The sequence below is a fragment of the Agrobacterium rubi TR3 = NBRC 13261 genome (genome assembly GCF_000739935.1).
In the GTDB taxonomy this organism is placed as follows: domain Bacteria; phylum Pseudomonadota; class Alphaproteobacteria; order Rhizobiales; family Rhizobiaceae; genus Agrobacterium; species Agrobacterium rubi.
In genome coordinates this window covers 105,245-127,151 of sequence record NZ_BBJU01000026.1, presented here as the reverse complement: position 1 = coordinate 127,151, position 21,907 = coordinate 105,245, and the positions used below count along the sequence as shown (strand labels likewise).

19 protein-coding genes are annotated in these 21,907 nt (G+C 56.0%); 14 read left to right on the top strand and 5 right to left on the bottom strand.

The window, feature by feature from the left end; translation table 11 throughout:
• Positions 1 to 24 precede the first annotated feature (24 nt).
• Both RRU01S_RS20180 and RRU01S_RS20175 read right to left on the bottom strand, forming a co-directional pair.
• On the bottom strand, positions 25 to 765 hold the full coding sequence (locus RRU01S_RS20180) for an SDR family NAD(P)-dependent oxidoreductase (protein ID WP_045232005.1): 741 nt from the start codon (positions 763 to 765) through the stop codon (positions 25 to 27).
• 74 nt (positions 766 to 839) lie between these two features.
• Entirely contained in the window at positions 840 to 1,520 is a 681-nt protein-coding gene (locus RRU01S_RS20175) for a GntR family transcriptional regulator (protein WP_045232004.1), read from the bottom strand.
• A 151-nt stretch (positions 1,521 to 1,671) separates the two neighbouring features.
• Here RRU01S_RS20175 and RRU01S_RS20170 point away from each other — a divergent pair, with 151 nt between their 5' ends.
• The gene (locus RRU01S_RS20170) at positions 1,672 to 2,721 is read left to right on the top strand and encodes a phosphotransferase (protein WP_045232003.1); all 1,050 of its coding nucleotides are present in this window, start codon (positions 1,672 to 1,674) and stop codon (positions 2,719 to 2,721) included.
• A 2-nt stretch (positions 2,722 to 2,723) separates the two neighbouring features.
• Positions 2,724 to 4,034 (top strand): aspartate aminotransferase family protein, encoded by a 1,311-nt coding sequence (locus RRU01S_RS20165; protein WP_045232002.1) that lies wholly within the window; start codon positions 2,724 to 2,726, stop codon positions 4,032 to 4,034.
• A gap of 87 nt (positions 4,035 to 4,121) precedes the next feature.
• Here the strand turns inward: RRU01S_RS20165 and RRU01S_RS20160 are convergent, their stop codons facing one another.
• Entirely contained in the window at positions 4,122 to 5,213 is a 1,092-nt protein-coding gene (locus tag RRU01S_RS20160) for a hypothetical protein (RefSeq protein WP_045232001.1), read from the bottom strand.
• Between the two features lie 279 nt (positions 5,214 to 5,492).
• Positions 5,493 to 7,664: a TonB-dependent siderophore receptor gene (locus tag RRU01S_RS20155; RefSeq protein ID WP_081880140.1), complete on the bottom strand. Its 2,172-nt coding sequence runs from the start codon at positions 7,662 to 7,664 to the stop codon at positions 5,493 to 5,495.
• A 268-nt stretch (positions 7,665 to 7,932) separates the two neighbouring features.
• Between RRU01S_RS20155 and RRU01S_RS20150 the strand changes: the two genes are divergently transcribed.
• The 5 genes from RRU01S_RS20150 to RRU01S_RS20130 all read left to right on the top strand — a co-directional run bounded on the left by RRU01S_RS20150 (position 7,933) and on the right by RRU01S_RS20130 (position 12,731).
• Positions 7,933 to 8,748, top strand: a complete 816-nt coding sequence (locus RRU01S_RS20150) for an ABC transporter ATP-binding protein (protein WP_045232000.1) — start codon at positions 7,933 to 7,935, stop codon at positions 8,746 to 8,748.
• Positions 8,745 to 9,770 (top strand): FecCD family ABC transporter permease, encoded by a 1,026-nt coding sequence (locus tag RRU01S_RS20145; protein WP_052816145.1) that lies wholly within the window; start codon positions 8,745 to 8,747, stop codon positions 9,768 to 9,770. The genes RRU01S_RS20150 and RRU01S_RS20145 overlap by 4 nt, the downstream gene beginning before the upstream one ends.
• Positions 9,767 to 10,813 carry a FecCD family ABC transporter permease gene (locus RRU01S_RS20140; RefSeq protein WP_045231999.1) on the top strand — a complete coding sequence of 349 codons (1,047 nt, stop codon included), beginning with the start codon at positions 9,767 to 9,769 and terminating at the stop codon, positions 10,811 to 10,813. The genes RRU01S_RS20145 and RRU01S_RS20140 overlap by 4 nt, the downstream gene beginning before the upstream one ends.
• 13 nt (positions 10,814 to 10,826) lie before the next feature.
• Positions 10,827 to 11,771, top strand: a complete 945-nt coding sequence (locus RRU01S_RS20135) for an ABC transporter substrate-binding protein (protein WP_174447696.1) — start codon at positions 10,827 to 10,829, stop codon at positions 11,769 to 11,771.
• 105 nt (positions 11,772 to 11,876) lie between these two features.
• Positions 11,877 to 12,731, top strand: a complete 855-nt coding sequence (locus RRU01S_RS20130; protein ID WP_234936222.1) for a MurR/RpiR family transcriptional regulator — start codon at positions 11,877 to 11,879, stop codon at positions 12,729 to 12,731.
• Positions 12,732 to 12,869: 138 nt separating this feature from the next.
• On the opposite strand, the gene RRU01S_RS20125 is transcribed toward RRU01S_RS20130, so the two are convergent.
• Entirely contained in the window at positions 12,870 to 13,061 is a 192-nt protein-coding gene (locus RRU01S_RS20125; RefSeq protein WP_045231996.1) for a CsbD family protein, read from the bottom strand.
• 230 nt (positions 13,062 to 13,291) lie between these two features.
• On the opposite strand from RRU01S_RS20125, the gene RRU01S_RS20120 reads away from it, so the two are divergent.
• From RRU01S_RS20120 to RRU01S_RS20090, 7 genes are all read left to right on the top strand, one after another.
• Complete coding sequence (locus tag RRU01S_RS20120) at positions 13,292 to 13,525, top strand: hypothetical protein (RefSeq protein ID WP_045231995.1); 234 nt, start codon at positions 13,292 to 13,294, stop codon at positions 13,523 to 13,525.
• 684 nt (positions 13,526 to 14,209) lie between these two features.
• Positions 14,210 to 14,908: a helix-turn-helix transcriptional regulator gene (locus RRU01S_RS25065; RefSeq protein WP_052816143.1), complete on the top strand. Its 699-nt coding sequence runs from the start codon at positions 14,210 to 14,212 to the stop codon at positions 14,906 to 14,908.
• A 223-nt stretch (positions 14,909 to 15,131) separates the two neighbouring features.
• Positions 15,132 to 16,451, top strand: a complete 1,320-nt coding sequence (locus tag RRU01S_RS20110; protein WP_045231994.1) for a nucleotide sugar dehydrogenase — start codon at positions 15,132 to 15,134, stop codon at positions 16,449 to 16,451.
• A gap of 10 nt (positions 16,452 to 16,461) precedes the next feature.
• Positions 16,462 to 17,913, top strand: a complete 1,452-nt coding sequence (locus tag RRU01S_RS20105; RefSeq protein WP_045231993.1) for a glycosyltransferase — start codon at positions 16,462 to 16,464, stop codon at positions 17,911 to 17,913.
• A gap of 22 nt (positions 17,914 to 17,935) precedes the next feature.
• Positions 17,936 to 19,054: a biotin/lipoyl attachment domain-containing protein gene (locus tag RRU01S_RS20100; RefSeq protein WP_045231992.1), complete on the top strand. Its 1,119-nt coding sequence runs from the start codon at positions 17,936 to 17,938 to the stop codon at positions 19,052 to 19,054.
• A 2-nt stretch (positions 19,055 to 19,056) separates the two neighbouring features.
• On the top strand, positions 19,057 to 20,514 hold the full coding sequence (locus RRU01S_RS20095; RefSeq protein WP_165572249.1) for a mannose-1-phosphate guanylyltransferase/mannose-6-phosphate isomerase: 1,458 nt from the start codon (positions 19,057 to 19,059) through the stop codon (positions 20,512 to 20,514).
• The gene (locus RRU01S_RS20090; RefSeq protein ID WP_081880138.1) at positions 20,507 to 21,907 is read left to right on the top strand and encodes a right-handed parallel beta-helix repeat-containing protein; all 1,401 of its coding nucleotides are present in this window, start codon (positions 20,507 to 20,509) and stop codon (positions 21,905 to 21,907) included. The genes RRU01S_RS20095 and RRU01S_RS20090 overlap by 8 nt, the downstream gene beginning before the upstream one ends.

Sequence of the window (21,907 nt, the reverse complement as noted above, 5' to 3'; positions counted from 1 at the left end):
TCCGGCGTTTACAAGCAGACCGTCTCAGACGTGCTGGCCACCATTGATGTGGATTTCTGCGCCGTTGATGTAGGACGAGGGCTCCGTGCACAGGAAGTAAATGGTCTCAGCCACTTCACGCGGGTCTCCCAGCCTTTGCATGGGCACTTCTGCTGCCACGAGAGCGTCTGTTCCTGGAGACAGGATCGATGTTTCGATTTCGCCCGGAGCAATGGCGTTGGCCCTGACGCCACGGCGACCAAATTCATGCGCCATTTCTCGGGTTAACGACCCGAGGGCTGCTTTGGAAGCGGCATAGGCGACACCGGCGAAAGGGTGGACCCGTGTTCCGGCAATGGAGGTGACATTGACAATCGACCCCTTGGCGGCCTCAAGTTCTGGCATCAGCGCACGCGCAATGAGAGCTGTTGAGACGACATTAACGTTCAGCACCTGTGTCCAGATGTCCGCATCGGTGCCCATGACACCAAGCCGGCTCTTTTCCGGCCCTTTTGGTGAAATGCCGGCATTGTTGACCAGCGCATGCAAGCGGCCATTCGGCAGACGTTCCCGCACGGTCTCGGCAAGGCGCTCGATCTGCGTCAAATCCGACAGGTCGGCCTGGATATGGCTTTCGCGCGCCGATGGCCACGCACATTCTTCGGAAAAGGGCAGACGTGACACGGTGAGAATGCGCCAACCCTTGGATTGAAAGAGCTTTACTGTCGCGTGTCCGATGCCGCGGCTTGCACCCGTCAACAACATATAGCGGCGTTCTTCGGTCATTGGAGTATTCTCCTTTGATGTTTGATACATCTTAGTAGGAGATTTGTGAAGTGCAAGTTTTCTTTCTTGAAAGCCTATGCCTCATGCAAGTGGCGCTCTGTTCCCTGCATCACGCGCTCGAGAATAGGTTTGCCGCCAAGCAGAATATCGTCAACGATTGCCATGGACGCTGCCGGGGAATCGTGGCGTTTCAAGGCTTCGACTACCGGATAATGATAGTCGATCATCGCTCGGCCACCGTGAACATAGGCGTCCGAAATATGTGGGCCCATCTGTAACCAGAGGCGTCTCAGAATGCCATTTAACAGCGGAAGCCCAGCGATCTGCGGTAACATGAAGTGAAACGCCTGATTAAGTTCGGTTCCGCGCAAACGGTCGCCGTCAGCAATTGCCCGTTCGTTTTGGCGCAGAATGCTTTCCAGCGCTTCGATATCGGCACTCGTGGCCACCTGTGCGGCGGTTTCTGCTGCCAATCCTTCAAGCCGGATACGGATTGCACGAATTTCCTTGTAGCGGCCTTCGCTCATGCCTGGAATGCGGATGTCGCGCGGCGAGCGGAAGATGATCGCTTCATCATTGGCAAGCCGCAATATGGCGTCACGGATTGGTGTGACGCTGGTGCCAAATTGCTCGGCAAGATCGCGGATTTTCAGGCGATCACCGGGCTGGAACTGCCCCTGAATAAGGGCGTCGCACAGCTTTCCGTAAACGGTGCTATTGAGATTTTCATGTTCCAATGTGGAAAAATCAGCCATTCCTCAGCCCATAATTCAAATAATAAGATACTTGATGCATCTTTTCTTGCGTGAAGCAAGGTTCCTTTGCTAAAGCTGTCATATTCTAGCCGACAATGCATCGGGCAGCGGCGATCTTTGAGGCGAGCGGGCGACGCGCAACGGAGGACGCATGACAAAGCCATCGACTGCCACCAAGACGACCGATTCCATGCTGGCAACATGGCGTGTGACGGCTCACGCCGAGGCTGAAGCGGCGGTCAGGCATGTTTACGGACTCGTTGGCAGCGTAAAACGGCTTTCCAGCGAACGTGACGAAACCTTTCTGTTCACCTGTGAGGACGGCGCGGAATTCGTTCTCAAAATCGCCAATCCCGCGGAAGATCCCGCCGCACTCGATTTTCAGGACGGTGCGTTGCTGCATCTGGCATCGTCCGCACCGTCGGTCCCTGTGCCACGACTGGTCTTGACGAGCAATGGTGAGCGCAGCCACACACTGGAGGCTGAAGACGGCCCACGCGTGATGCGTTTCCTCACATTCCTGCGCGGTGAGTTGCAGTACCGAACGCAAAGCTGCGAGGCGCAAAGCCGGAACGTCGGGCGGGCGCTGGCCGAACTCGGCGTTGGACTGGAAGACTACGCTGGACGCCCGCCGGCTGGAAAGCTCATGTGGGACATTTCCCACACGCTCGATCTCGTTGGCGTTATCGAGTATGTTGCACCAGAGCGGCGCGGGCGTGTGGAGGCGATCCTTGACGAATTCGAGCGCGCCACCCCTGCAATTACAGCGCTGACACGTCGACAGATTATTCACAACGACTTCAATCCACACAATATTCTGCTCAACCCGGAAAGGCAGACCGAGGTCGCCGGGATCATCGACTTTGGCGATATGGTGCATGCTCCGCTCGTCAATGATCTTGCCGTGGCGCTTTCCTATCATGTGGCGACGGATAACTGGGCTGCGCGGGTCGGGGCTTTTCTCGAAGGCTACCTTTCGGCCCGCACGCTTCAACCCGACGAGTTGGAGCTGCTGCCGGTTCTCACCCGGGCGCGGCTTGCCATGTCGATCATCATTGCCGAATGGCGCTCGGCGCGGGTTCCAGACAATGCCAGCTATATCATGCGCAATCACGCCTCTGCCTGGCAGGGCATCCTCAACATATCCGATGTAACACCGGCGCAGCTGAAGACGCTCGTGCCCAACCTGTCCGAGGCTTGATCATGTCGATGGTAAATGCTTTCTCGCGCGAAGATTTCGAGCGACTGGATGAGACAGAGCGTGCCCTCATCGCCCGTCGGGAAAAGGTATTGGGTCCGGCCTACCGGCTGTTTTATGAAAAACCGCTGCATCTGGTGCGCGGCGAGGGCGTCTTTCTTTACGATACTGCGGGAGAAAAATATCTCGACGCTTACAACAATGTCGCCTCGGTTGGACATTGCCATCCACGCGTGGTGGAAGCCATCACCAGGCAGACCGCGATCCTCAATACCCACACACGCTACCTGCATGACGGTATCGTGGATTATGCCGAAGCGCTGACGGCGACGTTTCCGCAAGCGCTCAGCCAGGTCATGTTCACCTGCACGGGCAGTGAGGCCAACGACCTAGCTGTGAGGATTGCCCGCTTCGTCACCGGTGGTACGGGTATCATCGCCACGGAGCTTGCCTATCACGGCCTGACGAGTGCTACGGCGGAGTTTTCACCTTCGCTCGGCGAGGCCGTACCGCTCGGCCCGCATGTCCGTACCGTTGCCGCGCCGGACAGCTACCGGAATTCGCCGGAAGAGGTGATGGAAAAATTCGGCCGCGATGTGCGCGCCGCAATTGCTGACCTGAAGCGCCACGGCATCAAACCGGCGATGTTGATTACCGATACGATCTTCTCCAGTGACGGTATTTTTGCCGGGCCGAAGGGGTTTTTGAAGCCAGCAGTTGACGCTATCCACGAGGCAGGTGGTCTCTTCATTGCCGACGAAGTGCAGCCGGGCTTTGGTCGCACCGGCGAGACAATGTGGGGTTTCGAACGGCATGATGTGTCACCCGATATGGTGACGATTGGCAAGCCCATGGGCAATGGTTATCCGATGGCGGGCGTCGTGCTTCGCCCCGAGATCATTGCCGAATTCGGCCCGCGTGCCAGATACTTCAACACCTTTGGCGGCAACCCCGTCGCGGCTGCTGCGGGTAAGGCCGTTCTTGATACGATCCGCATCGAGGGCCTGCAGCAAAATGCGCTTGGGGTGGGACAGTATCTGATGGACGGCTTGAAAAGCCTGTCTCATCCGGCGATTGGCGACGTTCGCGGTTCCGGTCTTTTCGTCGGCGTTGAGATCGTTGGCGAAGCCGCGACGAAGCGTCCGAATGCCGCCCTGACGACGCGGATCGTCAACGGTCTTCGCGACCGCCGCATTCTCATCAGCGCCTCCGGTCCCAATGCCAACATCCTCAAAATCCGCCCCCCGCTCGTCTTCTCCCGAGAGAACGCCGATCTCCTGGTGGATGCATTGGGTCAGGTGTTGAAAACACTTTGATGTCTGCTGCGGCAGATGCTGCGCAGCAGCCATCTTTCGGCTTCGATTGAACCTGAACCCAAGGGTGAAGATATGGAAGCGGAAACGCTACCTCCAGCTCATGTGATCGGCAGCCGCGCATCCGAACGGTGCTCTGTCGTCACCGAATCGTTTCTTCAGCTGATCGCAGCCCCAGCGGTTTATTGGCGCAGGCATGATGTTGTTGATGTCCATTCCTGGAGACTGAAACTGGGTTTGTGATGTCGTCACGTACCAGAGCCAAAATCCGAGCATACCGACCATGAGCACAAGCAACGTTCCGAAGAAAATTTGCAGGCCTTTCCAGGCCGACATCGTCTTCTTCGGCGCATGGGCCACCGGCATGTCATTGATACTGGCCTGATGTGCGAAGGGCGCCAATGCCGCGGTTCGCTCCTCGTCGGTCAATGCAATACGTTGGAGGCGATCGTCCAGAAGCACGGGTAAAGCCGTATTGCCGTGCCGGACAGCCAAGCCCAAAAGTTTGCCGTTGGCTTCGCCGACGATCAGCGGCTCTGCGCCCTGTTTCATGCGAGTGTAAGCCGACCGGCCGGTTTTATCGGTCGCGATCTTGTCGTTGTAGGTAACCGAAAGACTATTCTTTTTGCGGTCGAAGGCGCCGATTTCCACAGCGATGGGCTTGAGCAAAGCAGGTTTGAGCAATTGGCCCTTGGCTCGTAAAATGCGCAGGGCCATAAAAATCATCCCAATGCTCAAGCCGCCCAGCGCAAGCGTGAAGAGCGTGAGCGTTATGATCCGGTTCCAGAGCTTGTCGAGGCCAAGGCTTATTGTCGCAAGTTCAGGATGGTCTGCCGAGATGATCACCGCTGTCTCATAGTCCCCCACGTGAAAATCGACGAACATGACTTCGACCTTCGTGTCGTAGCTCTGGCCGTTGACGTTGTAGACAAGCCGGGCCTTGCAGTCGGTCAGGATCGCCTTTCGCGTCGTGCATTGACCATTCTGGATATCACCGTCCTCTACCACCACCGGGTTCTGGCTGATGAGGAAATCGCGATAGACCCCCGGTCCCTCCCAGAAAAGGAGAAAGGCAGCGAGCGCCAGAAGAATGGGGGTAGACCAGAAGTAAGGGCGAGGGACTGAAATTACATCCGGTGCAAGCGAGAACGGGCGATTGGGGAGATGGAGCGTCGGCGTCAAGTTCGTGGTCTTTCCAGATTTCAAATATCAACGGTAACGATTAGCCAGATCAGGACGATCTGATCAGAGCATCGAACGGCGATGCCCGCAAGCGGCGAGCATGTCGGTGCCCGTAACATAGCTTGTCTCGTTGCGGGCCAAAAAAGTGGCGACCGTCCCTGGGAATTTTTGGTGGAGAGCGGCCGCAATGGCTGCCTTTAATCGCTATTCCTAAAAGCTGGCATCAGGCCAGAGGGCATGAACAAGCATGCCAACGTTCAACGACACTCTGAGGCAACATCAAAACTTCAACCGCGCGGTCAATGTGGCATTGAAGGGTTCGCCGATTTGGTTGGCCAGTGCAGTGCCGCCGATCGAAGACGTGTAGTAGGTGCGATCAAAGATGTTCTTCAGATTGAGCTGGACCGTGATTGGGCGCTCAAGCTCAAACGTGTAGGCTGCAAAGGCATCCACGACCGCGTAACCGGGCAGATAATAGGCGTTATCGTTGATACCGGCCCGGTCGCCAACGGCGCGGATTCCGCCGCCGATTTTCAGGTTGTTGCCCGATGGACCGACGTCTCCCACATCATATGCCAGATAGAGCGAGCCCGTATGGCGCGCGACGTTGACAGGACGTTTTCCCGCATTGTCACCCTCCAAAACCTCGGCATCGGTAAAGGCGTAGCTTGCGATGAAATCCAGGTTATCGGTCAAAGACCCGGCAACATCCACTTCCAAGCCACGTGATCTGACCAGTCCCGCCGTTCTGATGTTGTTGTTCGCGTCGGAATAGGCGACATTTTCCTTGTCGGACGTGTAGAGCGCAATATTGGCGGTCAGTCCCGATGGCAGCTCGAATTTCGAACCGACTTCATAGGAGACACCTTCTTCCGGCTTCAGATTGCCAAATGGGCTTGAAATGGAGGATTGTGGACGGAAGGTCTTGGCTGCATTGGCGTAAAGTGAAACGTCAGGCTTGAGTTTATAGACAACACCCGCATTGGGGACGAGAGCATCCCCGAAGCTGTCTGTGTTGTTTCTAAAGGGGCGGCCCCTGCCAGCCAGCAAATCATAATATTGATATCGCAGTCCACCGACAACGATCCATTGGTCATTGAGGTGCACAGAATCCTGCACATACACCGACGCAGTAGACAGTTTTTCGGTCTGGTCGCTTTCGCCGACGGAAACGGTCGTGCACTCAGGAAGATTCCCGTAAACGGGGTTGTAGATGTTGAAATTTACCGATGGGGCACACCGGATCATGTCCGTGCGCAACGTGTCGCTGTAATCATAGGACGTGCCGATCAACAGATCATGCTGCATTCCGCCGATCTCGACCTCACCAGTCAAGTCAGCGCGGATGGCATGATTGTAGATCGTTGAATAGTTGGTGGCGTCTGCCCTGCGCGTCACGTTGCCGTTGGTTGGGTTATAGGCCGTCACGCGCGCCTGATTGTCCGAATAGACATTGCGGCTATAGCTGTAGTCGATCCCGAGCTTCCAGTTTTCCGACAGTTCATGATCGATCTCGACCTGGAAGAGGTCGGATTTTCCATCGGTGATGTTGTAGGGCTCATCGAAGCGAATTTTTCGGTCCACATTGACGGCACGGCCCGTGTTGACATCGAAGATCGTGCCGCGATCAAATGGCACGCTGTAATCCTCGTGCATGTAAGTTGCCGTGATTTCGGTATCGTCGCCGGTCCATGTCAACGACGGAGATATCAGCCAGTTCTTGGTCTCACCGAAATTGCGCCAATAATCGACATCCTTGTACTCGCCGATCAGGCGGTAGGAAAAGTCCGTCCCCGTGATCGGACCCGTGACATCCAATCCAGTGTTGCCGCCGCCGAAACTGGAAAGACCGCCGTAGAGTTCTCCCTTGAACGTATCCTCCGGCTTCTTCGTCACGACATTGACCATGCCGCCAGGGTCGAGAATGCCATACAGCGTGGAGGACGGACCCTTGAGGACCTCAACCCGTTCCGTCATGGCATTGAACGATCGGGGCAGGGCGGTCTTCATCCCGTTTGTCAGGATGGAGCCGTCGCGATTGTCACCGAAACCGCGGCGGATGACGGAATCCTGCGTGCCACCCAGCGTATTGGTTTGTGTCACGCCGCTGATATTGCCGAGCGCATCATCCAGATTGCCCGCATTCTGGTCTCGCAGAACCTGTTCGCTGACGACATTGACCGCCTGTGGAATGTCGATGAGCGGGGTATCCGTGCGTGTGGCGGTGCTGGTCGATCTTGGCTGATATCCCTGCGTCGCACCGGCACCGTCTACCACGATAGGCGCGAGCACGGTGGATGTCTCCGACGCACTGGGCTGAGCAGCTTCCGACTGGCGTGATGTCTTCTTGACCTCGACGGTTTCCTGCCCATTTGCAGGCAAAGCGACCATCATGCCAGCGAGAGCAATCATGGCCGGAGCCATCGTCCTGTCAAATTTGCCAAATCCCATCGTCATTTCGTCCCCAATAGCGCACGTGATATCCCCATCATGCTGGTCTTCTGTATTTCCTGAATGTAGTAGTCAACTTTCTGAGGATGCCTATTGCTACAATGACACTCCGATTTTTCGTTTTGAAAAACTATTTTGGCCTGAAAATCCAGGCCTTCATGACGCAGAAACATGTCTGGAAAAGAAAATTTGGATCGGTTAAATGTTGACTACTACATTCATAAAATACAATGAACACACGATATAAGGGAAGAAAGCGGTTGATTTGATGCGATCCAATGGCGGTGATCATGCGCTGCATGCCGAGCGAGTGACGGCAGGTTATGGACGCTCCAGTGTTCTTGTCGATATCTCGATGGTCGCTCCCAAGGGTAAGTTCACCGCTCTGGCAGGGCCGAACGGGTCGGGTAAGTCGACGTTGCTGGCCGTGCTCTCACGCATTCTCAAACCATCCGGCGGGACAGCCCTTGTCGACGGGCAGGATGTCAATCGGTTGTCGACCAGAGAGGTGGCACGAAAACTTGCATTGCTTCCGCAGGCACCGGTCGCTCCTGAAGGTCTCAGCGTCTACGATCTGGTGTCGCGCGGACGTTACCCGCATCGTGGCATTCTCAAATCCTGGGACGAGGGCGATGAAGATGCCGTCACTCAGGCCTTGCATATGACCGGCATCAGCGATCTCTCGGCACGGCCGGTGGATAGCCTGTCGGGCGGTCAGCGCCAGCGGTGCTTTATCGCTCTTGCGTTGGCGCAGGATACAGCAACGATCCTGTTCGACGAGCCGACGACGTTTCTCGATCTGCGGTATCAGGTCGAGGTCATGGAGCTTCTTTCAAGCCTTACCCGCACAGCGAACCGAACCGTCATCGCTGTTCTTCACGATCTCAACGCCGCCCTGCAATATGCGGATCGCATCGTTTTTCTCAAAGGCGGTGCCATTCATCACGTTGCTGAAACCGTCGACGAATGCTCAGCCGACCATATCGAAAGCGTCTTCGATACGAAGGTTGTGGCCGTCAGGCATCCGACGACCGGCAGACCCGTCTTCCTGCCAGACCCATTTTCCGGAACATCCGTGCTGTGAGGGACGCGGTCAAGTCAGGCGGATCGACAAAGCGGCTGCAAGGTCTCTGGCTTCCGTGTGGCTTGGGACTGTTGCTGGTTCTCGCTCTCACGCATCTGAGCGTCGGTGCACGATCCGTATCGCCGCAATTCCTTATCGATGCCCTGACGTCCCGGGACCTTGCCAATTTTGACCAACAGATACTGCTCAAGCTTCGTCTGCCACGGCTGCTGGCCGCCATTCTGTGCGGTGCATCGCTGGGTATCGCAGGCCGTTTGCTGCAATCCATCCTGCGCAATCCGCTCGCCGAACCGCATATTCTGGGTCTGAATGCAGGGGCCAGCCTTGCGCTGGTGGCAAGCACCGCGTTGCCTGCGGGGCTGATGGTGTTCCCGGCCAGTCGCCCGTTGATTGCGGCGGCGGGAAGCGGCATTCTTTTCGCGCTTGTTCTGTTTCTGTCGTCGGCGGGACGCACCGGCCTGACGATGACCAAGGTCACATTTTGCGGCATCGCGCTGTCTGCTTTGGCATCTGCCTGCGTATCTGCGATCCTCATTCTCGATCAGGAAACGCTCGAGCAGATGCGGTTCTGGCTCGCGGGCGATCTCTCAGGCATTTCCCTCTCCGACCTTCAGACCGTTCTTCCCATCGTCATGATTGCTGCAATGGCTGCCGCCTGGATTACGTCGCGTTTGGATATCATGGCGTTGGGAGACCAGGCCGCGACGGGACTTGGCGTGCCGGTGCGCCAGACGAGATTGATCGGCCTGATCGCCACCGCGCTCTTTTGCGGTGCGTCCGTATCGCTCTGCGGCCCCATCGGCTTTATCGGTCTCATCGTTGGCGGCGTCGCTCATCGCATGGTCGGCGGGCGGCACATGGTTTCGATTCCGCTATCGGCCTTGCTCGGCGCAAATCTCATGATTGCAGCCGATATCGCCGCCAGAACCATTGCCGCTCCGCAGGAACTGGCAACGGGAATCCTGACGGCATTCGTCGGCGCTCCGGTTTTCATCGCTGTCGTTACGCGGGTGCTGCGATGAAGATGAAAAAGATCGGCGGCGGTTATCACCGCGTTGAAGTCCTAGCCCTGAGTGTAAAGCTGCATCCGGCAAGACTGGCAATCACAACGGCCTTTCTGATCGTCCTTGCCCTGCTGGTTCTTCTGGCACTTCTGTCAGGAAGCGGGCGCGCCGGGATTGACGAACTCGTGGCATTTGTCACAGGTTCAGTGAATCAGGGCAATCTATCTGTCATCGGAGACCTGCGGTTACCGCGCATCATCATGGCGCTGAGCTGCGGCGCCATGCTTGGGCTGGCGGGTGCAGCGTTACAATCCCTGACCCGCAACGGACTGGCCGATCCGGGTCTGCTGGGCGTGCGTGAAGGCGCAGCCTTGGCCATCGTCACCGTCATTATCGCTTTTCCGCAAACGCCGTTGATGCTGCGTCCCTTCATCGGTATGGCCGGAGGTTTTGCAGTTGCCGCCGCTGTTGCGCTGCTGGCAGGCTCGCTGTCTCGCCTACGTTTCGTGCTGATCGGCATCGGATTTTCCTGGTTCCTGTCCGCGGTCATTACGCTGTTGCTGACGGTTTCCGATATAGACCGCGTCCAGATCGCTTTGACGTGGATGGCAGGCAGCCTTGCGACAGTCACACCGGACATGGTTCCGATTGCTCTGACGGGCCTGTGTATCGGTGCCGCCTTGCTGTTTGCCACGGCGCGCGCAGCGGATGTCGCGACGCTGGGAGACAGTGCAACGATCGGGCTGGGTGTTCGCGCCAAGGCATTTGCGCTCATAAACCTCGCGTCGCCGGTTTTGATGACCGCAACAGCCGTGTCTTGCGTTGGAAGCATCGGCTTCGTCGGGCTTATCGCTCCGCATGCGGCCAGAATGACGATCGGCGGTGGCCAGACCGCGCTGCTGACGGCAAGCATGCTGATCGGCGGAGCGCTTGTCGTTCTGGCAGATACCATCGGCCGCGCCGCGTTCGCGCCGCTGCAAATCCCCGCCGGCATTGTCCTGGCACTCGTGGGTGTCCCGGTTTTGCTTCTGCTCCTCTGGCGCCGTCGCGATCAATTGTGAAAGGTTTTCCATGATGCGAATGTTTGTTTTGATACTTCTGCTTCTCGTCGTTACCAGCGTTGCGGCGGCGCAGGAGACGAGGTCATTTCAGGACGATGCCGGGCGTACTGTCGTCATCCCCAACAGACCACTTCGCATCGCATCGCTCCACGATATCGACGTCACCATTCCGCTGATCGAACTCGGTATCACGCCGATTGCCAGCCATGGCAGGGTCGGTATTGACGGCAAACCCTATCTGCGCTCCAGCGCGATCCTGACAGGCGTCGATTTCGGCAATTCCGGCATTGCCTTTCTCGGTGCAGTCGATATCGACCTCGAGGCGCTGGCCGAACAGAAGCCGGATGTCATCATAACCGCGGTTGGACGCCCTACACCCATTGCAACACTGGAGAAAATAGCGCCAACCATCGTGATCGATCCCACCAAATTTGGAACGGCGCATGCCTATCGCAAGCTGGCCGAACTGACGGGAACCGAAGATAGGCTCGCCATTCTCGACCAGCGATACCGGGCAGGAATAGAGGAACTCAAAACCGCAATCGACACCAAAAACATCTCTGTTTCCGTCATCCAGCCGCTCAACGGAAAGATCAATATCTATCACACCTACCGGGCGCTCGGTCAGGTGCTGCGGGATGCGGGCTTCCAGTTTCCAAAGATCATCAACGACATCCCTGAAGGCGGGCGCATCGAGGTCAGCGGCGAGCGTCTTCCAGACGTTGATGCGGACTTCATTTTCGACCCCTACCGCTCGGACACCGGCGGCACGTCGAAAGAGGAAATCGAGGCCATGGACAAGGTCGTACCAGATTTTTGCGGCTTCCTAAAAGCCTGCGCCGAGGGCAGGTACGTCATGGTTTCCAGAGAAGAAGCGATTTCCAACAGCTATGCGGCTATGGCTCTAATGACGGCGGTCGTAAAATCTGCAATCGCACCACGTCCGAATGTGAGATAGCTTTCGACTTCAAAAATTTCGCAGCGTCAGGCACTGTGGTTGAACACATTCCTTCAAGCAACGACAATGGTCTCGATGGGTAACACCGTTCCAAAGAAACGCCACATGGATCGCTTTGGAGAGCGATTGAAGAAAAAGCGGGACACGCTGTCGCCGGGGCTTCTGGCTGTGGCAGAATATATCGACAAGCATCGACATGCGGTGCTGGCAAAATCCGCTCTCGAAATCGGCCGTGAGATCGGAACGTCGGATGCGACCGTTATCAGGGCCATACAGGCGCTGGGTTTCGAAGGTCTTGTGGACCTTAAGGATACGCTGGAAAGCCACCTTGGGGAAACGGATTCTCCGTCCGAGAAAATGGCGGCGACCACGAATGACCTGCTGGACAACACCAATTCTGCCATCGACTTCGTGGTGGCCGACATGGGGTACGCCATGCAATCCCTATCGTCGGAAGACAACCGGCGTGCGATGGCATCGGCTGTGAGCCTTCTGTCCACCGCCAGGAAGATCGGCGTTTTCGGGATCGGCGCATCGGGTATCATCGGAACCTACGCATCCCGCAACTTCGTCAGAGCTGGTTATCCGTCCTATGCGCTCAACCAGACGGGGATCATGCTGGCAGAACAGCTTCTCCAGATGGAGCCGGGCGACGTCCTTCTTATCCTTGCCCAAGGCCGTCCCCATCGCGAGGTTATGACGGCGATTGCGGAGGCAGAGCGCCTTTCGATACCAATCGTCGCCATCGTCGGTAAGGAAGAGACGGCACTTGCTCAGCATGCGACAGCCGCGATTGTTCTGCCGCGCGCAAAGACGGAGAAGGTTGCCATGCACGGCGCGTCACTCGTGTGTGTGGAAGCTTTAACGCTGGGTCTGGCTGGCAAAAACAGAGATTTGACGCTGTCGACGCTCGATCGTCTGATGGAGCTGCGCCAGCAGATCAGACCGAACAAGCGATGAGGTTACGCTGGAGGAGGCTGATGACGTGGCGCGACAACCCACCTGTATCCGTCAGAACACTTGGCGAGGGAACCGAACAAGTTAGAATAAAAAAAGGCTCCGAACTGGGTTCGGAGCCTTTAATGACGTCATGTCCCGTTATGCGCGGTCGATGACGTCTTTTACTTTTTCTTTTGCCTCGCCCTTGGCCTGCTGTGCGTGGCCCTTGGCTTCCTGGGCAGCGCCCTTGGCTTCCATCTTGTGGTTGTCGGTGGCGTCCCCGACTGCCTGGCGGGCTTCGCCAGCTACTTCGTTGGCTTTGCCTTTGATCTTGTCCATAGTGCTACCCATTGTGGTTCTCCTTGTTGGATTGGCATTGCTTTGCTGCCAAAATAACGGGTGGCGACACGTTATGGTTCCTGCGATATGTCGATCTTATTTCTCATCACGGCCATAACCCGTGAGGAAGCTTACGAACGGCCCGCATTTCGGTGATCCCTAGCCGCGTATATTCAATACGATTTTGCCACCTGTAAAAGTGTGGTAGGCGCCAGCCAAGCAATACCAACAGGAGAATAAGCGTGACCGAACCGACCGTAGACGATGCAACAAACCGAATTTATGAATCGCTCAACACAGACAATGCCGACATCGACACCCATATCGCGACGCTTAAGGCCGCGTTGACACGTGCGGGTTCAAAAGAGGTCTTGATCGACCCGTCGAGGCTTGTGCAGAACAATCGTTCTGGCAGGAAGTTGATGCAGGCCTATTTCAGACAACGCGGCGTGACGGTAAAGTTCTTGGCGTCGTAGAATTTATTTTAAGACAGTACATTCTTGAAATTGGGGATAGTCGCTGGAGACTGTAAAGGATAAAGCCGACGTCTTCGGCGTGATGTTGAAGGCGGGAAGTGACGCTTTTTGCAGCTGACACAGAGGCCGATGGCGCCAGCCAACGGCTATCCCTTTCAATGAGAGTTGAACTCCGTTACTCTGACGATATGTCGGACTGCACGGATAGTTGTCATCTCCTATTTATCTATTTATTCAGTGACTTAACAGTAAAAAGGCTTGCCAATAGGCCTTTATGCTCAAGTGTACTGCCGTGATTTAAGTCCGGTGTCCCGCCTCAAAAGGTGTCATTAAAAGATGTAAGGCACGCATGACTTTTGGTAGTGATTGCGTGCAAAATATCAAGGGAGCCAGATAGCTCCGAGTCATCTCAAAGACGATCTAAAAAAATACAACTTTGATGATATGCACGTCACTTGATAGTTTATTTTGCAGCCATAAGTAATAAATAGTATTTATAAGAGTTATTGCTAATAATATTTTTCATCTATGTTTATATTGACACATAATTGAAAACAATGCAGCTTAAAGGTGCTCTCTCGTAAATACAAAAATATCGTTGCTGGCGCTCTGCATCTTTGAGGATGGGTGTGGGTCGTTTTATTTAAGTTTTGGGGGGAAGTTTCACTTTTACGGGGAACTTCAATGATTGATCAGAATAGGCTCCGTGTTGCGACTGTCGGAGCCAATAGAGAGACTATAACAAGACTTCGCGACAATGTTTCACTCAGTGGAACGGCAATATTCGTTGACGAAATACGTGAGCTTGAAAAGCTTTCCGAATTTGTCATCAGAACATTGCCGGACGTTGTTGTGGTGGGAATAGGTGACCAACTGTCTGAATTCGACGGGCACATTGTCGTTCGTGCGTTGCGCACTGCGCGCAGCGCCGCGTCGGTCATCTGTGTCGTCAACGATGATCTCGTCCAGACTGTACCGGATATTTATGCCGCTGGCATCCACAATATCCTGCTCGTATCCGACATAGCGATGGAGTTTTCCCGCGCTATCAGCATCATCGGAGGCGGCGGTAACTATATCAGCCGCCATATATTCGGGCTCATCCGCGAGCCCAATATCCGCTCGTTCTATGCTGCACTCAACAACACGTCCTTGGCGTCCGTGGATGCGGAAGCGGGGCCGCTTAGTCGGCGTGAGGAAATGGTCCTGAAGTTGTTTGCCTTTGGTTTTTCAACGAAAGAAATCGCCGCTGAATTGAAAGTCAGCGGAAAGACCGTTGAGACATATAAAGCCCGCGCTTCAGAAAAATTAGATCTGCGATCTCGTGTCGCAATAGTAAAATATGGCTGCAACAGCGGCTGGTTTTCGGTTCTATTGAACTAATTATTTCCAAATAATCTTTGTTTTAGTGCTGCGGCGATATTTCGCCGCGGCATATTGTTGTTTGTTTCATATTTATAGTTAATTTATTCTTAATATTTCGCTTTTTCCTGACTTGAACAGGATTTTTACCGACATAAGCTTAGACCCATGGGCCGAACACGAAATAGAGAGCCGTGCCTCGGACCCGTTATGTGAACCAAGCTATGACGGGAGCAACGTCCAAATGGCGCGTATCAGTATATTTGGCATCGGTTATGTAGGGGTAGTTTCGGCTGCATGTCTTGCCAGTGACGGGCATGATGTTGTTGCGGTCGATGTGGACCCTAACAAGGTCGATAAGGTCAACCGCGGCGAAACGCCGATTGTCGAGCCTGGCCTCGACATCATGATCAGAAAAACGGTGGAACTCGGGAAACTGCGCGCATCCCTGGATATCGCAGAGGCCATCGCTGACACCGACGTTTCCTTCGTTTGCGTCGGCACGCCAAGCGATCCCGATGGCGGCGTGGGCCTAGCTTACGTCAAGCAGGCCTGCATCCAGATCGGCAAGGAAATTGCGTCCAAGGGACGTTACCATTCCGTCGTGATCCGCTCGACCATCGTGCCGGGAACGATGGAGTCGGTGTGCATACCGCTTCTCGAACAGGCTTCGGGACTGGTTGCAGGCGTGGACTTCGGTGTCGGTTACTACCCGGAATTCCTGCGCGAGAGCACGGCCATCGAAGACAACTACAATCCAGGTCTGATCGTGTTCGGTGCGCTGGATGAGCCGACGCTCGATGTTCTGAAAGAAGTCAACGCCGGGTTGCCATGCCAGCTCAGCATCGTCTCACTCGCAACAGCCGAGATGATCAAATACACCAGCAATTCCTGGCGCGCGACCAAGGTTACGTTTGCCAATGAGATCGGCAATATCGCCAAGTCTCTGGGCATCGATGGTCAACAGGTCATGCGTGTCCTTTGCTCGGATGGCAAGGTGAACATGTCGCCTTACTTCATGCGACCGGGCTTTGCCTTTGGCGGTTCCTGCCTTCCAAAAGACGTACGGGCATTGCGCCATCTTGCGGCTGCCAAGGCAACCAAGACGCCTCTTCTCGATGCTGTACTTGTCGCCAATGCGCGGCAGATCGAACGCGCCGAGACGATGGTCGAAAATACCGGCGGAAAATCGGTCGGTCTTGTCGGCATCAGCTTCAAGGCGGGAACCGACGACCTGCGGGAAAGCCCATTGGCGGATCTCGCCGCCCGTCTCATCGCTAAGGGTTACGGCCTGAAGGTGTATGACCCGAGCGTGCGCGAGGCCTACGACAACCAGATGACGGGGTCCGGGCGCGGCAACAACACCATTCCTGATCTTCAGGACCGCCTCGTTGGCGGGATCGGTGAGCTGATCGACGCCTCGGACATCATTCTCATCGGCAACCGTTACGATGAGACGGTCGATCCGTTGAGTGAGGCCGTTACCGAAAAGTCCTGTGTCGATCTTGCCCGTTTGACGGCAGGTCTTCGCTCGAACGGTCGGTACGAAGGCATTTGCTGGTGAGGTCGCAACAATGATCAGACATGCGCTCTACTTGATGACAGTTTGCCTTTTGGTGCTGTTCATTCCTTTCGAGGAACTTTCCAAACATATCGGTCTTGCGTTGACCATCGGTGTTATCGGCGCTTGGCGGTATAGCTGGGGAGCTATCAACTTCGTCAGAGCGCATGTCTTTATTCGTTTCGTCCATCCCCGTCGGCGCGCGTTGGTGGAGACGCTCTACAGCCAACAGCCCGTCCCCGCCCATGCCTTCTTTCTGGCCACCAGCTACAAGATCGAACCGGAAATCTCGACGACGGTCTACCGCTCGATCTTTGCAGCGGCGGGTGCATCGAGAGGCGGGGCGACCGTTGTCGCTTCCGTCGTCGAGGCTGCGGATGAACGGTTGATCCGCAGTATTTTCGAGCTTACGCCGGATATGCAGGGCAACGTCCGCCTGATCATCGACCGCATTGCCGGGACCGGTAAACGCGATGCCCTGGCAACGTCCCTGCGCATCATCGCCCGCCAATGCCCCAGTGACAGAGACGTCGTCATCTTCGTCGATGGCGATAGCTGTCCGCCTCTCGAAATCGTCGAAAAATCGGCGCCGTTTTTCTGTGACGACAGAGTTGGCGCTCTGACGACGGACGAACGGTGCGAGGTTCCGCAACCAGGTCTGTTCCGTGACTGGTTCAACCTGCGCTTCACACAACGCCAGATGATGATGTCATCGATGGGCCTGTCCCGGCGCATCCTGACATTGACGGGCAGAATGTCGGTTTTCCGGGCGACGCTCGCCTGCAACGGCGATTTCATCCGTATGGTTGAACGCGACAGCATGGATCATTGGCGCCTGGGACGGGTGACGTTTCTGACCGGTGATGACAAGTCGACCTGGTTCTGGTTGCTGAAAAACGGTTGGCGGATGCTTTATCTGCCAGACGTCAGCAGCCTGTCGATGGAAACGCAGCCACATCCCGGTTTCGTGCAATCGGCCGTGGTTCTGATGGTACGCTGGTTCGGCAACATGCTGCGCACCAATGGGCGGGCGCTCGCCTTGGGACCCGGCCAGATCGGTGCCTTTACTTGGTGGTCGCTGCTCGACCAGCGCATATCGATGTGGACGACATTGCTCGGCCCCGCAACGGTTCTGGTTTCGGCCATCTTCGTGCATCCGCTGATCCTTGCCGCCTACATCACCTGGGTAATGGTCACACGCTATGTCTATTCTCTGGCCATCATGAGTTTCCGGCCAAACTTCCCGATCAGCTATCCCTTCCTGCTGTATTTCGGTCAGCTGGTTGGCGCGGCGGTGAAGACCTTCGTGCTGTTCCGCCTCGACCGCCAGAAGTGGACGCGGCAAGCGGCCAGCAAGACCAAGGTGCGACAGCCGCTGTCGCTGCGGCTGAAATCCCTGACGTCATTTTATCTTCATGCAGTTGCCACGGGTTGGCTGCTGCTCACCGCAATCGCACTGAGTTGAACCCAAGCAACAAGGAACGCGCATGACTACGATCGAGCAAACTGGCCAAGAGCGGTCAAAAGAAGCCTTTTCGGATGCGGCATCGGCTTTGCATTCCGGCAATGAGCACCCTTCCATCAATCTGCCTTTCAGCGTCGTCATTGATGGTCGAAGCTATGACGGCATCTCCGTGTCCATGGCGCAAGCCAAGGTCAGTGGACTTGCAGCCCCCGGTCTGACGCAGGCAACACGTCTGGCGATGTTCCGGTTCGACTTCGGCGCTTTTGTCTTTTCCCTTCCCATCGCCGTCATCGTTGATGCGGCAAATTCCGAAACAGGACAATTGGCTTTGACCTTCTCGGAACCGGCAGGGCCGCATATGCCTCAGCTCCGGTACATTCTGAACGCCTGGCTGGCGGGGGATGTCGTCAACCTGCATGATATGCTGCAAGCCAAGTCAAGGCTGCCCAAGACAGCGAGTGGCGCAAACGCCCACATGACGTCCGGGCGATTGCTAAGCAAGCTGCTGGGTATCGCCGTCTCCGCAGCCGCTTCGGTTCTCTTCATCTTCGGCGCTTCGGCCCTGGTGTCCAATCGCGTCTACCAGCACACCGTAGAAGGCCCGGCTCTCGCCGTCTGGAACGGGCCGGTGCTGCGCGCCACGGCATCCGGTCAACTCTCTTTCTTTGCCAGCGCTCCGGTGAACAATCAGCCGCTTTATACGATTGAAAGCTCGTCTGGAGCATCTGTCACAGCGGTCATGCCGTGTGACTGCACACTCAGAGAGAAATACCTGAATCAGGGTGCAACGGTTCTGGCAGGCGATCCTGTCGCGCAACTGAGTGGCGCTGGCGAAACCCTGGTTGTTGAGGCTCGCTTCTCGTCAGCCGACCTCAATGCACTATCCGATAAGGCTGCGATTGAAATGACCATGGCGGACGGCACCGTTCTGCCAGCCCGATTGGACAACGTCAAAACCAAAGGTGCCAACGTCGATCCCGCCGCAATGATGGTCGTCACTTTGAAGCCTCAGGCGGCCATTCAACCCTCCAACGCCAACAAACCGGTGCGCGTGTCCATCGATACCACGCCCGCTTGGCTCGCAGCGATCAACGATGCGGGTGCTCGTTTGATCTCGCCCATCAGCAACTGGAAACGATGACCATGAAAACCTCCAAGATCTATCCTCTGATTCTTTGCGGTGGTTCTGGAACCCGGCTTTGGCCGATGTCACGCGAAGAACAGCCAAAACAGTTCCAGTCGATTGAAGGCAAGGGCTCCATGTCCTTCTTTCAACAGACCGTCCAGCGCCACCGTGGTGGAATGTTTGCAACGCCGATCGTGTCTGTGGGTGAACGTCATCTGGAGACAGCATCCCGCCAATTGGCCGAGATCCAGTGCAAGGCCCACATCATCACCGAGCCGATGGCACGCAACACCGGTCCGGCGGTGCTCGCCGCTTCGATGTATGTGGCCGGGGCAGAGCCGGATTCCGTGCTGGTCGTTCTTCCCTCGGATCACGTCATTCAGGGCGATCTCAATGGCATCGTGAAGTCGATGCATCAGGCAGCGCTCGATGGCTTGATTGTCACATTCGGCATTCGTCCGACATTTGCTGAAACCGGTTACGGTTACATCATGGATGGTGGTGTTTTCGACAATTATCCCGGTCTCCACCGGGTCGAGCGCTTCATCGAAAAGCCCGAGCTGAGCGTCGCTCATTCGTTGTTCGAAACGGGTTCGGCCTATTGGGCGTCCGGCATCAGCATGTTTCGCGCAGATAAACTCGTCAGCGAATATCGTTTGCATGACCCCGCCACCTATGAAGCGTTGCAGACATCTTTGAATGACGCGCAGCCTCTATCCAGCAACCGTGGCATTGCGCTTTCGGCCAAGAGCTTTGTGAAAGCCCTCAGCCTGCCAACGGAAAAAGCCATCTTCGAGCGCACGACCGATATCGCGCTCGCACCAGCAGACATCAAATGGGACGATGTCGGCGCTTGGAATTCGCTGCACTCCATTGGCCAGAAATGTGAAAACGGGAATGTCATTTCCGGCGATGTGGTGATGCACGACACGCAGGATTCGTTGATCAGGGGAGGGGATCGGCTGATTGCGGTCGTCGGCATGACGGATGTAATCGTCGTGGATACCGATGACGCAATTCTGGTTGCCTCGAAACATCGCTCGCAGGACGTCAAGAAAATCGTTGAAAAACTGGTCTTGTCGAAGCGGTCGGAAGTCAGCACCCACCGCAACCAGTTCATGGAGTGGGGAACCTTCAAGTCCATTCATACCGCCAATGGTGTCACCATGAATTTGCTGACGATTGCACCGGGAAAGCAGGCGCGCATTCTGGGCGGCTCCAATCGAAGCCATATCGTCACGGTTTTAAGCGGCACCGTTCACTTGAAGTCGGGTGCTATGGGCATGCCTGTCCACGCAGGCAGCGCGGAAATGTTCCTCAGTGCCGATTACGCGCTCGTCAGCAACTATTCGGACTTGCCCGCCGAACTCATCGAAATCACCTGCGAGATCAAGCCGTCCATTCAGCAACTGCCGCTTCCCACCATGCCGGTGGGCGCTTTGCAGCAGGCACTGGGAGTGGAAGATTATGTCTAGAGCACTCCTCCCAGCCCTGTTCTTATATGCCACGGTCACGGCCCTCTTGCCGCAGCCATCTCTGGCAATGGATGCAGGCAGTGCTTTGCCAATCCCTGCTGCGTCCCAGCAACGGCTTAGCACCGCCAAATTCGGCACGGTCATCCCCATCGCCACGGTCGGGGCAAGCCAGGGATTGTTTGGCGAACTCGAAAAGCACGTCGATCCGAACGTCACGGCCATCGTCATTGAAAGCGGTGCTTTTACCCTCTCCGACCTTGCAGCTATCGCTGCGGGAAAACATCTGGAGGGGACAGTTCAAAAACGCGGTGAGACATTTCAGATCATGGCACCCCTGGTGATCTGGAAGGGGGCGGAGCTTCGCATCGGGAAAGGCGAACAGCTTCTTCTCGAAGGGACGAAATCGGCCCTCATTCTCAACGCCGGAACGCTGACCGTCACTGAGGCCTCGATCGACGCAAGCGCATCGTCCGATGCGGGCAATCCATTCCGTCCCTTCATTCTCACCGTTGCCGATGGCTCAGCATCGATCAGAGGCAGCCACATCCGCAATCTCGGTTTTGGATCCTTTGCGGAAGCGTCGGGCCTTTCCTTTCTCGGGCGCGGATTTTCCCTTTCCACATCCAATATTCAGGTCACCAACAACACCATATCCAATCTCGTCAGCCTCAGCCTCGTCAAGGCGAACGGAAGTGTCATCGATGGCAACAGCCTGACCGGCATGCGGTCGTCTGGCATTGTCGTGCAATCGACATCCCGCATCGCCGTGCTGAACAACAGCCTGAGCTCATCCAAAGGCCATGGGATTAGAGTGACCAGTCGCAGCCAGCAGGTAAACCTCCAACACAATGACATCACGGCCAGCCAAGGCCATGGCATATTCGTGGATGACGGCTCCGTGCTCGTTGCCTTGAACGACAACCGCGTCGAAAAAAGCGAACTGTCCGGTATCATCATCAAGGGAAGCGGCTGCAGCACGGTTTCGGATAATCTTGTCGTCGGCAACAAGCTCAGCGGCATTCGCGCCGAGGGAAGTCTCGGCGTTGAAATTTCCGGAAACTCCATCCTCAAAAATCACGACGGCATCTCGCTTGAGGAACAGGCCGGAGCAATGTCGACAGACATTCACGGCAATGTTTTCTCGCGAAACGCCATCGGCATCCGCTCGGATGGGCACGGTGATGTGCGGCTCTCAGCCAACGACTTTTCTGCGCAATGGCCGCGTCTGTTCGCGGGCGCGATGGCAGGTGCGACGGGTCGATATCTTGATGCTCACGAGGGTCGCCCGAACGCCGAATTCATCGTGAATGGCAAGCAGAGTCCAGCCATCGTGCAACTGGCGTCTTTCTCTGCTTTCGGTCTTGCGGCCTGCAACAAAACGATAGGGGGCTGA

What these genes read in the sequence shown, in the direction of transcription:
- RRU01S_RS20180 (WP_045232005.1), bottom strand. Translation starts at nt 765, where the DNA reads ATGACCGAAGAACGCCGCTATATGTTGTTGACGGGTGCAAGCCGCGGC.
- RRU01S_RS20175 (WP_045232004.1), bottom strand. Translation starts at nt 1,520, where the DNA reads ATGGCTGATTTTTCCACATTGGAACATGAAAATCTCAATAGCACCGTT.
- RRU01S_RS20170 (WP_045232003.1), top strand. Translation starts at nt 1,672, where the DNA reads ATGACAAAGCCATCGACTGCCACCAAGACGACCGATTCCATGCTGGCA.
- RRU01S_RS20165 (WP_045232002.1), top strand. Translation starts at nt 2,724, where the DNA reads ATGTCGATGGTAAATGCTTTCTCGCGCGAAGATTTCGAGCGACTGGAT.
- RRU01S_RS20155 (WP_081880140.1), bottom strand. Translation starts at nt 7,664, where the DNA reads ATGGGATTTGGCAAATTTGACAGGACGATGGCTCCGGCCATGATTGCT.
- RRU01S_RS20150 (WP_045232000.1), top strand. Translation starts at nt 7,933, where the DNA reads ATGCGATCCAATGGCGGTGATCATGCGCTGCATGCCGAGCGAGTGACG.
- RRU01S_RS20140 (WP_045231999.1), top strand. Translation starts at nt 9,767, where the DNA reads ATGAAGATGAAAAAGATCGGCGGCGGTTATCACCGCGTTGAAGTCCTA.
- RRU01S_RS20135 (WP_174447696.1), top strand. Translation starts at nt 10,827, where the DNA reads ATGCGAATGTTTGTTTTGATACTTCTGCTTCTCGTCGTTACCAGCGTT.
- RRU01S_RS20130 (WP_234936222.1), top strand. Translation starts at nt 11,877, where the DNA reads ATGGATCGCTTTGGAGAGCGATTGAAGAAAAAGCGGGACACGCTGTCG.
- RRU01S_RS20125 (WP_045231996.1), bottom strand. Translation starts at nt 13,061, where the DNA reads ATGGGTAGCACTATGGACAAGATCAAAGGCAAAGCCAACGAAGTAGCT.
- RRU01S_RS25065 (WP_052816143.1), top strand. Translation starts at nt 14,210, where the DNA reads ATGATTGATCAGAATAGGCTCCGTGTTGCGACTGTCGGAGCCAATAGA.
- RRU01S_RS20110 (WP_045231994.1), top strand. Translation starts at nt 15,132, where the DNA reads ATGGCGCGTATCAGTATATTTGGCATCGGTTATGTAGGGGTAGTTTCG.
- RRU01S_RS20105 (WP_045231993.1), top strand. Translation starts at nt 16,462, where the DNA reads ATGATCAGACATGCGCTCTACTTGATGACAGTTTGCCTTTTGGTGCTG.
- RRU01S_RS20100 (WP_045231992.1), top strand. Translation starts at nt 17,936, where the DNA reads ATGACTACGATCGAGCAAACTGGCCAAGAGCGGTCAAAAGAAGCCTTT.
- RRU01S_RS20095 (WP_165572249.1), top strand. Translation starts at nt 19,057, where the DNA reads ATGAAAACCTCCAAGATCTATCCTCTGATTCTTTGCGGTGGTTCTGGA.
- RRU01S_RS20090 (WP_081880138.1), top strand. Translation starts at nt 20,507, where the DNA reads ATGTCTAGAGCACTCCTCCCAGCCCTGTTCTTATATGCCACGGTCACG.